Genomic DNA, 13,176 nt, shown 5'->3' on the forward strand with positions numbered 1-13,176 from the left:
CCGACGGCTCGTCAGCGTGCGAGCCACAAGCCCTACGGAGCATCGGGGGATGCACATGAACAGCGTTCCGCAGCACCTGCTGAGCGAGGACCGCCAGGAATACGAGCGGATCCTCGATGAGGCGCTGCGCTCCGCACCACAACGCCCGGAACTGGCCGCTGTCGGACAGCGGCTCAACACCGAACAGCTGCGCACCATGGCGCTCAACGCCACCGCACTCATCACGGCGGCCGCGGCGACCGAGTACCAGCACTACGTCAAGGTCCGCGAGGAACTGCGCCGGCCGGCGCCGTCCACCCCGTCGTCCACGCGCGAAACCGGCTCCGCGGAGCCGGGCACGAGCGCGATGGGGCTCGCCGCCACCATGGGTGAGGTCGCCGAGACCGCCGGCGCGGGCGCCATCGCCGTCGTCGCGGTCCTGGCACCCGTCCTCGCCGGAACCGCCGCGGCGATCTTCCTGCTCGTGGGCTACATCCTCAAGATGCTCGACCCCGAGCCGGCCTTCGCCCAGACCATGCTCACCACCGGATGGGTGTTCGGGGCCGTGACCGCGGCCGCGATCCTCGTCGCCGCCGTCGGACTGCTTATCACCGCCCTGCGCAACCGGCCCTCGCTCGAAGCCGGCCCGTACGGCGAGATGAGCGCGGAGGTGACCCAGGCCAGGGAAGCCTGGCACGAGGCACTGCTGGAGCGCGGCCTCCTGCCGTTCCTGCGGGAGGCACTCGCCGATCCCGGCAGCGCCGCACTGCACCGTGCGACACCGCCGGCGTCGACCAGTCGTATGCCGCACCTCGGCTACGACCGCCCGGGATTCAGCAGCCCGGACGACGGCGGCCGCGGCTCGCGCCCCAGGTTCACGAGCCCGGACTACAGCAGCCCGGAGTTCGGGGGGCCGGACCACAAGCCGGAGTAACCCCTCGGCTTGCGCCCCCACCCAGGGGAGCGCAAGCCGAAGACCCGGCCTTGGGCCGTCCGTTGGGTCCGTTGCGTCCGTTGCGTCCGTTGCGTCCGTTGCCAGGACGCTCAGGACATCGGAGTCCGTCACCGGCGATCAGCCCAACGATCAGCCCGATGCCGATCCAGTCCGTCGGCGATCAGTCCGCCGGCGATCAGGTCATCGCCGTCAGTCCGCGATCGGCAGATACACCCGGTTCCCGCTCTGGGCGAACTCCTTCGACTTCTGGAGCATCCCCTCAGCGACCTCCTCAGCCGTCGCCCCGGCAGCCGCTGTACCGCCGAACTGCTTTGTGATGCTTTGGCTAATCTTCATCGAGCAGAACTTCGGCCCGCACATCGAGCAGAAGTGAGCCGTCTTGGCGGGTTCGGCCGGCAGCGTCTCGTCGTGGAACTCCCGTGCCGTGTCCGGGTCGAGGGCAAGGTTGAACTGGTCCTCCCACCGGAACTCGAAGCGGGCGTCGGACAGTGCGTCGTCCCACTCCTGTGCACCTGGGTGCCCCTTGGCGAGGTCGGCCGCGTGGGCGGCGATCTTGTAGGTGATAACGCCGGTCTTGACGTCGTCACGGTTGGGCAGGCCCAGGTGCTCCTTGGGCGTGACATAGCAGAGCATGGCCGTGCCCCACCAGGCGATCATCGCGGCACCGATGCCGGAGGTGATGTGGTCGTACGCCGGAGCGACGTCCGTCGTCAGCGGCCCGAGCGTATAGAACGGAGCTTCATCACAGATCTCCTGCTGAAGGTCGATGTTCTCCTTGATCTTGTGCATCGGGACGTGGCCCGGGCCTTCGATCATCGTCTGTACGTGGAAACGCTTCGCGATCCGGTTGAGTTCCCCGAGCGTGCGCAACTCCGCGAACTGCGCCTCGTCATTGGCGTCCGCGATCGATCCGGGCCTGAGGCCGTCGCCGAGCGAGTACGTGACGTCGTAGGCGGCGAGGACCTCGCAGAGCTCCTCGAAGTTCTCGTACAGGAAGCTCTCCTTGTGGTGCGCGAGGCACCAGGCGGCCATGATCGAGCCGCCGCGGGAGACGATGCCGGTCTTGCGGTTGGCCGTCAGCGGTACGTACGGCAGGCGCACGCCCGCGTGGACCGTCATGTAGTCCACGCCCTGTTCGGCCTGCTCGATGACCGTGTCCTTGTAGATCTCCCAGGTCAGCTCCTCGGCCCTGCCGTCGACCTTCTCCAGGGCCTGGTAGAGCGGGACCGTACCGATGGGAACGGGGGAGTTGCGCAGCACCCACTCGCGGGTGGTGTGGATGTTGCGGCCGGTGGACAGGTCCATGACCGTGTCGGCGCCCCAACGGGTCGCCCAGGTCATCTTCTCCACCTCCTCCTCGATCGAGGAGGTGACCGCCGAGTTGCCGATGTTGGCGTTGACCTTCACCAGGAACCGCTTGCCGATGATCATCGGCTCGATCTCCGGGTGGTTGACGTTGGCGGGCAGCACCGCGCGCCCCGCTGCGATTTCCTCGCGTACGACCTCCGGGTCGACGTTCTCCCGGACGGCCACGAACTCCATCTCGGGCGTGATCTCCCCGCGACGTGCGTACGCGAGTTGGGTGACGGCCTTCCCGTCGTGGCTGCGACGCGGCTGCCGGGGCCGTCCCGGGAACACCGCGTCGAGGTTCCTGAGTCCCCCGCGCGGCGAGGTGTGCTTGATCCCGTCGTCCTCGGGGCGGACCGGACGGCCCGCGTACTCCACGGTGTCGCCGCGGGCGACGATCCAGTTCTCCCGCACCGGCGGCAAGCCCCTGCGGACATCGGTTTCGACGAGTGAATCGGTATACGGGCCTGACGTGTCGTACAGCGTGACCGACTGCCCGTTGGTGAGGTGCACCTGACGGACCGGCACGCGCAGATCGGGGCGTGAGCCCTCGACGTACGCCTTGTGCCAGCCGATGGACTTCCCGGTCTCCCCGTCGCTTTCGCTGGAAAGCGGGGTGGAGACAGGCGTGCGTGCGTCCTCGTTGGTCATGAGACCTACTCCCTACGCCGGCATTACCCGGTAACAGGTTCGGCGGTCGACGCAGCGGCTTCCGTCTGCCAACGCTTCGTGTGAAACATCACTCGCTTCAAGCGATGTTTCATGTGAAACATGGCTGGGACGGAGGTCAGCGCCCTCTCAGCCCGGTGCTCCGAGCTCCCGCGTGTACAAAGGTGGCTCCACGCTAGCGGCAATTCGGGCGCGGTGAACAGAGGGCCCCTGTCGTTCTTGCGATGATCGGTCGGTGACCACGACACCTCAGCCCCCGTACCCGCCGCCCGAGCCACCCCGCGGGCCCGGCTCCGGAAACGGCATGAGCCACGGCCGCGGAGACGGCCTTGGCGGCAGCCATGGAGGTGGCACAGGTCCTGGTGGTGAGCACGGCCACGGGCCTGGAGCGGGAGCCGGTGGCGGTGGCAGGGGCGGTGGCGGGCACGGTGACGGACACGGTCACGGTCCCGATGACGGACACGGACCTGGTGGCGGACACGGTCCCGGTTCCAGTGGCGGCCATTCGCACAGTCACAGTCATGGGCCGGCGGCCCCCGTCTCCCGGCACTTGCGCAAGGTCATCGCGGCCATCCTCATCCCGTTCGCCGCCGCGGTGGTGGTCGGGCTCGCGGTGCTGTGGCCCGGTGGTGCCCCGGGGCACGAACGCACGGGTGTCGGCTTCGACCGGCAGACCCAGCAGGCCACGGTCACCAAGGTCACGAGCGTGAGCTGCAAGTCGGTGAACGCCTCGGGAGAGACCCCGACCGGTGACACCTCCACCGCCGAGGGCTCGTCCGCGCAGCAGCAGGCGGACGGCACCTGCAAGCGGGCGACGATCCGGGTCGACACCGGCAAGGACAAGGGCCGTACGTTCACCGAGATCGTGCAGCCGGACCAGTCACGGCAGTTGCACGAGGGCGAGAAGGTCGTGGTCGCCTACGAGCCCTCCGCGCCTAAGGACCTGCAGTACTCGGTCACCGATGTGAACCGCCGACTGCCGATGGCGCTGCTCGCCGGCATCTTCGCGCTCGCCGTCGTGGTGGTGGGCCGACTGCGCGGCGTCATGGCGTTGGTCGCACTGGCCATCAGCTTCATGATCCTCAACTTCTTCATCCTGCCCGCGATCCTTCAGGGCTCGAACCCGCTGGTCGTGGCCGTGGTCGGGGCGAGCGCCATCATGCTGATCGCCCTGTACCTGTGTCATGGCCTCTCGGCCCGGACCTCCGTGGCGGTGCTCGGCACACTCATCTCGCTGGTGCTGATCGGTGTCCTCGGCTCGCAGTTCATCGGCTGGGCCGCGCTGACCGGGAACACGGACGACAACACCGGTCTGATCCACGGCCTGTATCCGTCGATCGACATGAGCGGTCTGCTGCTCGCCGGCGTCATCATCGGTTCGCTCGGTGTCCTGGACGATGTGACGGTCACACAGACGTCGGCGGTCTGGGAACTGCACGAGGCGAACCCGACGATGGGCTGGCGCGGGCTGTACCGCGCGGGTATCCGGATCGGCCGCGACCACATCGCGTCCGTCGTCAACACGCTCGTCCTCGCCTACGCGGGCGCCGCGCTGCCGCTGCTGTTGCTCTTCTCGATCGCCCAGAGCAGCGTGGGGACGGTCGCCAACAGCGAGTTGGTCGCGGAGGAGATCGTGCGCACGCTGGTGGGCTCGATCGGCCTGGTCGCCTCGGTGCCGGTCACCACGGCCCTCGCGGCCCTGGTGGTCGCGTCCGACCGGCCTGGGACGGAGACGGTGACACCCGCGGGGGCGACGGGAACGGAAGCAGCGGGGACCGGTGCCCGACCGGCTCCGGCGCGCGGCGGGAAGGGGCGGCGCCGCAGGCACTGAGGCGGGGAGGCCCGGTTGGCAGTCCGCAGGCACTGAGGCGAGAGACCCGGCTGACAGTCCGCAGGCACTGAGGCGGGGAGGCCCGGTCTGCGGCCCGCCGGCCGGCGCGCCGGTTCGCCCGGCCGATCGGCTGGCACGCCGGCCCACCCGACCAGTGGGCCCGCCCGACCGGGTTGATCCACCAACCCGGGCAGAAGCGTTACTGCCCACTTCCACGACCGTGACCAAGCGTTTCGCCGACCTCATTGCCGTAACGCTTCAGCCGGCGCTCTGCTCCTCCGCCAGGATGCGGTCCAGAGCCTCGTCGAGGTGGGCGTCGAAGTCGGCGAGAGCACCCTCCTGGCCCAGCGGCACCAGCTTGTCGGTGCGGTCGAGGAAGGCGACGAGCGGCGCCGTGGACGAACGGAACAGCGCCTGGTCGCTGCCGACCTGAAGCCGGATCAGCACATCTCCCAGCGAGTCGGGATCGGCGGGGGCGACCCGCACATCGCCCTCACCGCACGGCTGTCCCACTCCGTCGATCAGCAGTTCGCGGCCGAAAGCCCAGGTCACAGGGGCGTCACCCGGCAAGTGGAAGGTCAACCGAACGGCATAGGGATCGCAACTCTCGTAGCGCAGTTCCACCGGGATGCGGAAGGAGAGCTCTTCGGACACGAGAAAGCTCATCATGACCTCTGCCTGTACGGACTCGCGCATCGCCTACCCCGTCGTGTGATGTCGACTGGCTGGGAAGGTTCCCTCTGACACTGTGGCATCTTGCTGAACGTGTACGCCGGATCACAAGGAGTGAGTTTTCAGATACTGATAGAGATCGCGAGCGACCCCAGGAGCCGCCCCATGACACTCTGCAGCTCCCGCGTCGCCGCAGGCAGCCGGTCGGCCTGATGAGCAGGCAGAGAAATGGCCATGGTCGCGGCCGTGGTGCCCACCGTGATCGGGATCGCCGCACACACCGTCCCCAGCGCGTACTCCTGACGCTCCGTAACCGGGTCCGCCCTCCGCATCCGTTCGAGGCGCCGTAGCAGGGTGTGGCTGTCGCGCACCGTGTAGGGGGTGATGGACCGCACGGGGTGGCGGTCGAGATGGTCACGCCGGGCGTTCTCGTCCAACTGGGCCAGCAGGCACTGCCCGATGGCGTGCGCGTGCGCCGTCTCGCGGAAGTCGGCCCACTCCTCGACCGCCGGGTTGCCCGGGGTGTCGGAGACGCACATGACCTCGATCTCGCCGTCGCGGTACATCGCGTAGTACACCGGCACGCCGATGGCGTCGCGCCAGTGTGCGAGCGTGTCGACGACGGTGCTGCGACGTTTCTCCTGAGCTCCGCTGCTGCTCAGCCGCACGGCCGCCTCACCGAGAAAGAACAGTCCTTTGTCGCGGCGCAGATAGCCCTCGTGCACGAGGGTGCGCAGCAGGTGGTAGGCGGTGGGGAGCGCCAGGCCCGTCTCGCGGGCCAGCTGTTTGGCGGGCGCTCCGTGCTCATGGTCGGCGACGGATTCCAGCAGGCGCATCGCGCGCTGCACCGATCCGATGAGGGTCGTGGACTGCGGCTGCCCGGAGGCTTGCGTCGCCTGCCGCTGTACGGGAGGAGTCCTCGAGTGGGGCCGCGCCGACGGTGCGGGCTGCTCGGGGGGCCGGATGGAGGCTCCCGAAATGGGGACGGCGGCCGGGGCGGCAGCGGAGGGTGGGTGGGATTCTGCGGAGGCGGTGTCAACCGTGGCCAAGGGTCACTCCCGAAGCGCGAGGGGGCACCCGTGCGGGGAGACACGGGAGGGGGGTGTACGCCGCTCGCGGGGGTCACCCCCCGCGTCGAGTTCCGGACTCTAACCGTCCGCCTCCGCTCGCAGACGATCTGTCCGGAAAACTTCCCTCACGTGAGGGAACCGGTGATTCCTGTTACTGACCGCCGGTTGCCCCGAGTTGACCGCTCACCGAGTGCCCCGGTCGCTCACCAGTCGCCGCGTGACGAGGAGCTCGACATGAACTTCCGTACGACGTAAATCAGTCCGCCGACCAGTGCCACGAAGATCAGCAGCTTGAACAGCAGTCCGATGACGATGCCGACGACCGTCGCTATCAGTCCGCCGAACAGGACCAGGGCGATGATCGGCACCGCGACCCACTTCACCCACCACGGCATTCCCGCGAAGATCTCTCCCATTGCCCTCGTCCTTACCTCTCCGCCGGCTGCTTGTGCCGGTCCTGTGCGGATCGCGGCCCTGTTGCCGGGTCCTGTTGCGGACCACAGTGCTGATGCCGGGGCCCATTGATGTCCTGCACTCGATGCTAGGGCCGGGAGGGGGCCCGGCGGGGGCCTCGCATCCCTTGTCCGCCCCTGACTGATCCCCTAGGGAACCCCGAGGTCACAGGTCAGCTCTCGGGCGGAGAGAACACCACGAGCACCCGCAGATCCTCGCTGATGTGGTGGAACTTGTGGGCGACCCCGGCCGGTACGTACACCACACTGCCGCGCGCCACCTGGGTGGTCTCCAGGCCGACGGTGATCGCCGCGCGGCCGCTCACGACGAAGTACACCTCGTCCTGGTTGTGCGGCTGCTGCCGGTCGTGCTCACCGGCGTCGAGTGCGTACAGGCCGACCGACATGTTCCGTTCCCGCAGAAACTGCAGGTAGGCGCCATCGTTGGCGGCGCGTTCCGCCTCCAGCTCGTCCAACCGGAATGCCTTCATCGACTTAGTCCGCCCCTGCCCGTGCTCATAACCGATCTCGTCTGCCACGATCAGACACATGAAGAATTTCGTAGTCAAGACGATCGCCAACGCGGGCGCCCTGGCGGTCGCCGTATGGCTGCTCGACAAGATCACCCTGACCGGCGACAGCACCGGCAAGAAGGTCTGGACGCTGATACTCGTCGCCCTGGTCTTCGGCCTGGTGAACTTCCTGGTCAAGCCCATCGTGAAGGTCCTCACCTTCCCGCTGTTCATCCTGACGCTCGGCCTGATCACCCTGGTGGTCAACGCCCTGATGCTGCTGCTCACCTCGTGGCTGGCCGACAAGCTCGACCTGAGCTTCCACGTCGAGGGCTTCTGGACCGCTGTCCTGGGCGGTCTGATCATCTCGATCGTGTCCTGGGCGCTCCACGTCGTCCTGCCGGACGAGGACTGAGCCCGATGGCCTATCGCGTCTGCTTCGTCTGCACCGGCAACATCTGCCGCTCCCCGATGGCCGAGTCCGTCTTCCGGACACGAATACAGGAGGCCGGGCTCGACGGCCTGGTGGTGGTCGACAGCGCCGGCACGGGCGGCTGGCACGAGGGCGACGGCGCAGACCCGCGCACCATCACCGTCCTGGAGAACAACGGCTACGCCGGCGAGCACACCGCCCGGCAGTTCCAGGCCTCCTGGTTCTCCCGCCTCGACCTCGTCATCGCTCTCGACTCCGGCCACCTCAAGGCCCTGCGCCGCCTCGCGCCCACCGAGCAGGAGGCGGAGAAGGTGCGGCTGCTGCGTTCCTACGACCCTTCGGTCGGCGCCGACGACCTCGACGTACCGGACCCTTACTACGGGGGCATGGACGGCTTCGAGGAGTGCCTCGAGATGGTGGAGGCGGCGAGCTCGGGTCTGCTCGCCACGGTGCGCGAGCACGTGGAGGGACGGGCGGCATGAGCGGTACGAGTGGGCGGGGACTGCCTGCCGACAGCGGCGACGGTACGCGCGCCGTACGGGCCGGGCTGCCCGAGCCGGTCAAGCACGAGCCGGCTCTGCCCGGTCCGGTGTTCGCCGCCCACTACCATCTGCCCGGCGAGGTCACGGGTCCGTACGGCTACGGCCGCGACGACAACCCGACCTGGACTCTGCTGGAGCGCGCCATCGGCGAGCTGGAGGCGCCCGGGCAGGACGGCGTGGAGACACTCGTGTTCGCCTCGGGCATGGCCGCCACCTCCTCGGTGCTCTTCTCGCAGCTGAGCGCCGGGGACGCCGTCGTCCTGCCCAGCGACGGCTACCAGGCGCTGCCCCTCGTACGCGCGCAGCTAGAGGCGTACGGCATCGAGGTACGCACAGCGCCCACCGCCGGCGACGCCCAGCTGGACGTCCTCGACGGCGCGAAGCTGCTGTGGATCGAGACGCCGTCCAACCCTGGGCTCGACGTGTGCGACATACGGCGGCTCGCCGAGGCGGCACACGCGCGTGGCGCCCTGGTCGCGGTCGACAACACGCTCGCGACACCACTCGGGCAGCGCCCGCTGGAGCTCGGCGCCGACTTCTCCGTGGCCAGCGGCACCAAGCAGTTGACCGGCCACGGCGACATCCTGCTGGGATACGTCACCGGTCTCGACGCCAAGACCATGGCTGCCGTACGCCGCTGGCGCAAGATCGTCGGGGCCATCTCGGGGCCCATGGAGGCTTGGCTCGCCCACCGGTCGATCGCCACGCTCCACATGCGTGTCGATCGGCAGAACGCGAATGCGCTCAAGGTGGCAGAGGCGCTGCGCGACTGGCCCGAGGAAATTGGGGTGCGCTATCCAGGGCTCCCGGGCGATCCCTCGTACAAGATCGCCTCGCAGCAGATGCGGCACTCCGGGTGTGTGGTCTCCTTCACGCTGCCCACGCGCACGCGTGCCGACCGTTTCCTCGACGCGCTGCGGCTCGTGGACAACGCGACCAGTTTCGGCGGGGTGCGGTCCACGGCCGAACGGCGCGGGCGCTGGGGCGGTGACGCCGTGCCGGAGGGCTTCATTCGCTTCTCGGTCGGTGCCGAGGACCCCGATGACCTGGTGGCGGATGTGCTGCGCGCGCTGGAGGAGTCGGCGCACTGATCTCTTCGCGCCGGTGCCGGGCGGTGTCCGGCTACGTACGACGGACGGTCCGAGCCTCCCCCCTCGTGGCTCGGACCGTCCCGGTTCTCGCGCGCTAAGAACCGCGCGAACAAGGCTAGTTGACTCTGTGTCAGTGTCCAATCACAGTAGCGACAGGGCCCTATCGACATATTTATAGTTGGGCCCTGCCTCGGGGCCGGGAGAAGGGCAGGGATGGGGAGGCGTTGCCATGGATCTGGCCTTGCTGCGCACCTTTGTGACGGTGCACCGGGCCGGTTCCTTCACCCGGGCCGCTGCGCTGCTCGGCCTGTCGCAGCCTGCCGTCACCTCGCAGATCCGCACCCTGGAGCGCCAGTTGGGGCGCCCTCTGTTCCTGCGACAAGCCCGCGGAGTGACCCCTACGACCATCGGCGACGAGCTCGCCCACAAGGCGGCGCCGCATCTCGACGCTCTGGTGGAGATCGCCGAGACCGGGCTCGACGACGAGTCGTCCCTGCGGACGCTGCACCTCGTCGGCCCTCCGGAGTTCACCGCCGAGCGGGCGTTACCGGCACTCACGGAGCTGACCGGCGAGGACGGCCAGGGCTTCGCGCTGCGCGCCTCCTTCGGGAACGCCGAGGAGGCCCTGGAAGGGCTGGCAGCCGGGCATCATGATCTGGCCATCTCGACGGCCCGTCCGCGCGGCGCCCTGCTCACGGCGACTCCGCTCTGCGACGAGGAGCACGTCCTGGTCGCCGCCCCGCGCTGGGCCGAGCTGCTCGGCTCCGGGAAACCGCGCCGCAAGGGGGCTCACGCGCTGGAGAGCTTGCCCCTGGTCAGAGGGCCGAGGGCGCAGGAGAGCGTTTCCGCGGACGAGGGGGCACCCGTGCTCGAGAGCGTTCCCGCGGACGAGGGAATACCCGCGCTCGAGAACGTCCCTGTGATCGAGGTGCACGAGTCGTTGCCGTTCGTCTCCCGCTACTGGGCTTCCGTCTTCGACTCCCGCCCGGCCGCCCCGGGCACCGTCATCGTTCCCGATCTGCGCGCGGTCCTGGCATGCGCGGCCGCGGGTGCCGGGCTGGCGGTGCTGCCCCGCTATCTGTGCGCATCCGCACTACAGCGTGGTGACGTCGTCCCACTGCACGATCCCGCGGTCCCACCCCTGCGGACGTATTTCCTGGTGGTCCGCACCGGCACCCTGGCGATGCCGCACATCGCACGGGCTCACGAGTGGCTGCTGCGGGCGGCCGACGACTGGTGCTGAGCTGGGCTTTTACCGGCAACGGGCACGGCGCCTCGGTTGCCACGCAGGCGTTGAATCGCGAGCATCACGCCCCGAGCTCGACCGGTGACGTTTCGCGATGTTTCACGTGGAACCAGCGGGGCCACATTTCTCCCATGACCGTCCGACCCGTGGTCAAGCGCACCGCCCGTGCCGTTCTGCTGGACGGTGACGACCTGATCCTGATCAAGCGCACCAAGCCCGGCATGGATCCCTACTGGCTCACTCCCGGCGGCGGTGTCGAGCCCGAGGACACGACCGTCGTCGACGCCCTGCACCGCGAGGTGTACGAGGAACTCGGCGCCAAGATCACCGATGTGGTGCCGTGCTTCGTCGACACCGTCGAGCACATCGGCGACGACGGCGGCGCGACCGGCGTGAAAGTGCAGCACTTCTTCGTCTGCCACCTGGAGTCCATGAATCCGTCCCTGCGGCACGGACCCGAGGTGGATGAACCCATCGGCGAGTACGAGATCGTTCGGGTGCCCTTCACTCGCGTCGGAATCGCCTCCGTCCATCTCGTACCGCTGTCGCTGCGGCACTATCTGGACGGCAACATCGAGGGCGTACGCGCCATGCATGCCCCCGATCTGGGCTGATCCCCGGCGCCGGGTCACTGTCCGGCGGCGGCGAGTTCCTCTACCGAGTCATGGCGTATGCGCTCGGACGGGATTCCGATGTCCCTGAGTGTGTCCACACCGCTGCGGATCATTCCAGGCGGGCCCGAGAGGTAGGCGTCGTACTCGTGCCACGGCCCGTATGCGCGTATGGCGTCAGGGAGTTGGAGGTGCGCCTGCTGGTCGACGACCGCGCGGACCGAGAGCCAGGGGTGGGACTGCTGGAGTCTGAGCATCGTGTCGATGTCGTACAGGTCGTGGTCGGTGCGTGCGCCGTAGAACACCTCGACAGGCCGCCGCTCGCCGTGCTCGGCGACATCCTCGACCAGCGCCTTGATAGGGGCTATGCCGGTGCCTCCGCCCAAGCAGAGCAGTCCGCTGTCGGTGGTGTGGTCCACCGTCATCGAACCGGCCGGCGGGCCGAGCCGGATGATGTCGCCGGGCCGGGCGCGGTGCGTCAGGGCGTTTGAGACCCAGCCCGCGGGGACGGCCTTCACGTGAAACGACAGCAGGCCGTCGGAGCGGGGCGCCGAGGCGAAGGAGTAGTGCCGCCAGATCCGCGGCCACCAGGGCGTCTCCAGGCTCGCGTACTGCCCGGCGAGGAAGGGATAGGGCTGGTCGGGGCGGACGGTGACGACCGCGACGTCCGGGGTTCTGAGGTCGTGCGACACCACCTCCGCGTACCACCAGGCCGGGGCCCTCAGCTCGTCCGCGGCCGCCGCGTCGATCATCACCTGCGAGATCGTCGTGTACGCCCGGACCCATGCAGCCTCGGTCTCCGCGGTCCAGATGCCGGAGGCGTACTTGTTCAGGGCACCGATGAGGCACTCGCCGACGGCCGGGTAGTGCTCGGCCCGGGTGCCGTACTTGCGATGGCCGCGGCCGAGGTTCTGTAGGTAGGCGACGAGCACTTCGGTGTTGTCGATGTGCTCGGCCGCGGTGAGCAGGGCCTTGAGCAGCCGGTCCCGCTGGGTGTCCATCGCCGCCGGGAACAGTGACCGCAGGTCGGGGTGGCGCACGAAGAGCAGTGCGTAGAAGTACGAGGTGACCTTGTCGGCCACGGGGCCGATCTCGGCCATGGTCCGGCGGATGAGAACGGCGTCCGGGGAGGCAGCCGGCGAGGCGTCCGGGGGCGGGGCGGACCGCTGGGCGGGTACGCGCTGACCGGCCGGCGGGGCTTCGGTCGCCGCGGCTTCGGCCGGCTGGGTTACGGCTGACGGGGCTTCGACCGGCGGGGCTTGGGTGAGCTGCGCTGTGCCGGGAGCGGGGGGTGGTGTCGCGGGGGTCTGTATCGCGGGAGCCCGTCTCGGGGTCGTCTCTCCGCTTGCTGTCGTCGGCTGTATGTCGTCCGTTGCCTTGATGGGCCGCTGTTCGTCGGCGGTCGAGGTGGACGAGGCGGATTCCGCTATCGACGGGTTCGCGTCATTTATCGGCGGGTTCGCATCATGGCCGGTCGCGGTCCTGCCCACCGGACGTATCGCGGCCCGGCGACGCCCCTCGGTCGGCTCCTGTTCGCTGCCGGGAGTCGGCGGCGGCTGCTTGCGCGGCGTGAACCAGCCGCTCCCGCCGCCGGAAGTGCCGTTGTCGGCCGACGTGGTGGTCGGAGCGTCCATGGTGTGCCTCGCCTCGAACATCTTTCGGTCGGTCTGCGCACTTCCTCGGTCGGAAGATGCCTGCTTTCCCCCGCAGACGGCTTGTTTCCCCTGTTCGCTGCCGCAGCCAATGCGGCCACATTCAACCCGTGT

13 protein-coding genes and 1 riboswitch are annotated in these 13,176 nt (G+C 68.8%); of the genes, 7 read left to right on the plus strand and 6 right to left on the minus strand.

Annotation, left to right across the window (positions count from 1 at the left end; all coding sequences use genetic code 11):
• The first annotated feature begins 49 nt into the window (after positions 1-49).
• Entirely contained in the window at positions 50-913 is an 864-nt protein-coding gene (locus AB0I77_RS24625; protein WP_363284824.1) for a hypothetical protein, read from the plus strand.
• A 210-nt stretch (positions 914-1,123) separates the two neighbouring features.
• Here the strand turns inward: AB0I77_RS24625 and thiC are convergent, their stop codons facing one another.
• Positions 1,124-2,932 carry a phosphomethylpyrimidine synthase ThiC gene (thiC, locus tag AB0I77_RS24630; protein ID WP_363284825.1) on the minus strand — a complete coding sequence of 603 codons (1,809 nt, stop codon included), beginning with the start codon at positions 2,930-2,932 and terminating at the stop codon, positions 1,124-1,126.
• Positions 2,925-3,114, minus strand: a riboswitch (TPP riboswitch). It overlaps the preceding gene by 8 nt.
• A gap of 71 nt (positions 3,115-3,185) precedes the next feature.
• Between thiC and AB0I77_RS24635 the strand changes: the two genes are divergently transcribed.
• A complete protein-coding gene (locus AB0I77_RS24635) occupies positions 3,186-4,781 on the plus strand; it encodes a YibE/F family protein (protein ID WP_363284826.1) in 1,596 nt (531 codons plus the stop codon).
• 258 nt (positions 4,782-5,039) lie between these two features.
• Here AB0I77_RS24635 and AB0I77_RS24640 read toward each other — a convergent pair whose 3' ends face one another.
• The 4 genes from AB0I77_RS24640 to AB0I77_RS24655 all read right to left on the minus strand — a co-directional run bounded on the left by AB0I77_RS24640 (position 5,040) and on the right by AB0I77_RS24655 (position 7,466).
• On the minus strand, positions 5,040-5,477 hold the full coding sequence (locus AB0I77_RS24640) for an SsgA family sporulation/cell division regulator (RefSeq protein WP_363284827.1): 438 nt from the start codon (positions 5,475-5,477) through the stop codon (positions 5,040-5,042).
• A 98-nt stretch (positions 5,478-5,575) separates the two neighbouring features.
• Positions 5,576-6,310, minus strand: a complete 735-nt coding sequence (locus AB0I77_RS24645; protein WP_363284953.1) for an IclR family transcriptional regulator C-terminal domain-containing protein — start codon at positions 6,308-6,310, stop codon at positions 5,576-5,578.
• A 416-nt stretch (positions 6,311-6,726) separates the two neighbouring features.
• Complete coding sequence (locus AB0I77_RS24650) at positions 6,727-6,939, minus strand: DUF5326 family protein (RefSeq protein WP_363284828.1); 213 nt, start codon at positions 6,937-6,939, stop codon at positions 6,727-6,729.
• 209 nt (positions 6,940-7,148) lie between these two features.
• Positions 7,149-7,466, minus strand: a complete 318-nt coding sequence (locus AB0I77_RS24655) for a cupin domain-containing protein (protein ID WP_363284954.1) — start codon at positions 7,464-7,466, stop codon at positions 7,149-7,151.
• Between the two features lie 58 nt (positions 7,467-7,524).
• On the opposite strand from AB0I77_RS24655, the gene AB0I77_RS24660 reads away from it, so the two are divergent.
• The 5 genes from AB0I77_RS24660 to AB0I77_RS24680 all read left to right on the plus strand — a co-directional run bounded on the left by AB0I77_RS24660 (position 7,525) and on the right by AB0I77_RS24680 (position 11,413).
• Positions 7,525-7,902, plus strand: a complete 378-nt coding sequence (locus AB0I77_RS24660; RefSeq protein WP_030665982.1) for a phage holin family protein — start codon at positions 7,525-7,527, stop codon at positions 7,900-7,902.
• 5 nt (positions 7,903-7,907) lie between these two features.
• Positions 7,908-8,402, plus strand: coding sequence for a low molecular weight protein-tyrosine-phosphatase (locus AB0I77_RS24665; RefSeq protein ID WP_363284829.1), 495 nt, complete (start codon positions 7,908-7,910; stop codon positions 8,400-8,402).
• Positions 8,399-9,553 carry a cystathionine gamma-lyase gene (locus AB0I77_RS24670; protein WP_363284830.1) on the plus strand — a complete coding sequence of 385 codons (1,155 nt, stop codon included), beginning with the start codon at positions 8,399-8,401 and terminating at the stop codon, positions 9,551-9,553. The genes AB0I77_RS24665 and AB0I77_RS24670 overlap by 4 nt, the downstream gene beginning before the upstream one ends.
• 229 nt (positions 9,554-9,782) lie before the next feature.
• A complete protein-coding gene (locus AB0I77_RS24675) occupies positions 9,783-10,796 on the plus strand; it encodes a LysR family transcriptional regulator (protein ID WP_363284831.1) in 1,014 nt (337 codons plus the stop codon).
• A 134-nt stretch (positions 10,797-10,930) separates the two neighbouring features.
• Positions 10,931-11,413, plus strand: a complete 483-nt coding sequence (locus tag AB0I77_RS24680) for an NUDIX hydrolase (protein WP_363284832.1) — start codon at positions 10,931-10,933, stop codon at positions 11,411-11,413.
• A 14-nt stretch (positions 11,414-11,427) separates the two neighbouring features.
• On the opposite strand, the gene AB0I77_RS24685 is transcribed toward AB0I77_RS24680, so the two are convergent.
• The gene (locus AB0I77_RS24685; RefSeq protein ID WP_363284833.1) at positions 11,428-13,044 is read right to left on the minus strand and encodes a globin domain-containing protein; all 1,617 of its coding nucleotides are present in this window, start codon (positions 13,042-13,044) and stop codon (positions 11,428-11,430) included.
• Positions 13,045-13,176: the final 132 nt, after the last annotated feature.

This window comes from Streptomyces sp. NPDC050619 (assembly GCF_040654815.1).
Classification (GTDB): Bacteria; Actinomycetota; Actinomycetes; order Streptomycetales; family Streptomycetaceae; genus Streptomyces.

What these genes read in the sequence shown, in the direction of transcription:
- AB0I77_RS24625 (WP_363284824.1), top strand. Translation starts at nt 50, where the DNA reads ATGCACATGAACAGCGTTCCGCAGCACCTGCTGAGCGAGGACCGCCAG.
- thiC (WP_363284825.1), bottom strand. Translation starts at nt 2,932, where the DNA reads ATGACCAACGAGGACGCACGCACGCCTGTCTCCACCCCGCTTTCCAGC.
- AB0I77_RS24640 (WP_363284827.1), bottom strand. Translation starts at nt 5,477, where the DNA reads ATGCGCGAGTCCGTACAGGCAGAGGTCATGATGAGCTTTCTCGTGTCC.
- AB0I77_RS24650 (WP_363284828.1), bottom strand. Translation starts at nt 6,939, where the DNA reads ATGGGAGAGATCTTCGCGGGAATGCCGTGGTGGGTGAAGTGGGTCGCG.
- AB0I77_RS24655 (WP_363284954.1), bottom strand. Translation starts at nt 7,466, where the DNA reads ATGAAGGCATTCCGGTTGGACGAGCTGGAGGCGGAACGCGCCGCCAAC.
- AB0I77_RS24660 (WP_030665982.1), top strand. Translation starts at nt 7,525, where the DNA reads ATGAAGAATTTCGTAGTCAAGACGATCGCCAACGCGGGCGCCCTGGCG.
- AB0I77_RS24665 (WP_363284829.1), top strand. Translation starts at nt 7,908, where the DNA reads ATGGCCTATCGCGTCTGCTTCGTCTGCACCGGCAACATCTGCCGCTCC.
- AB0I77_RS24670 (WP_363284830.1), top strand. Translation starts at nt 8,399, where the DNA reads ATGAGCGGTACGAGTGGGCGGGGACTGCCTGCCGACAGCGGCGACGGT.
- AB0I77_RS24675 (WP_363284831.1), top strand. Translation starts at nt 9,783, where the DNA reads ATGGATCTGGCCTTGCTGCGCACCTTTGTGACGGTGCACCGGGCCGGT.
- AB0I77_RS24680 (WP_363284832.1), top strand. Translation starts at nt 10,931, where the DNA reads ATGACCGTCCGACCCGTGGTCAAGCGCACCGCCCGTGCCGTTCTGCTG.
- AB0I77_RS24685 (WP_363284833.1), bottom strand. Translation starts at nt 13,044, where the DNA reads ATGGACGCTCCGACCACCACGTCGGCCGACAACGGCACTTCCGGCGGC.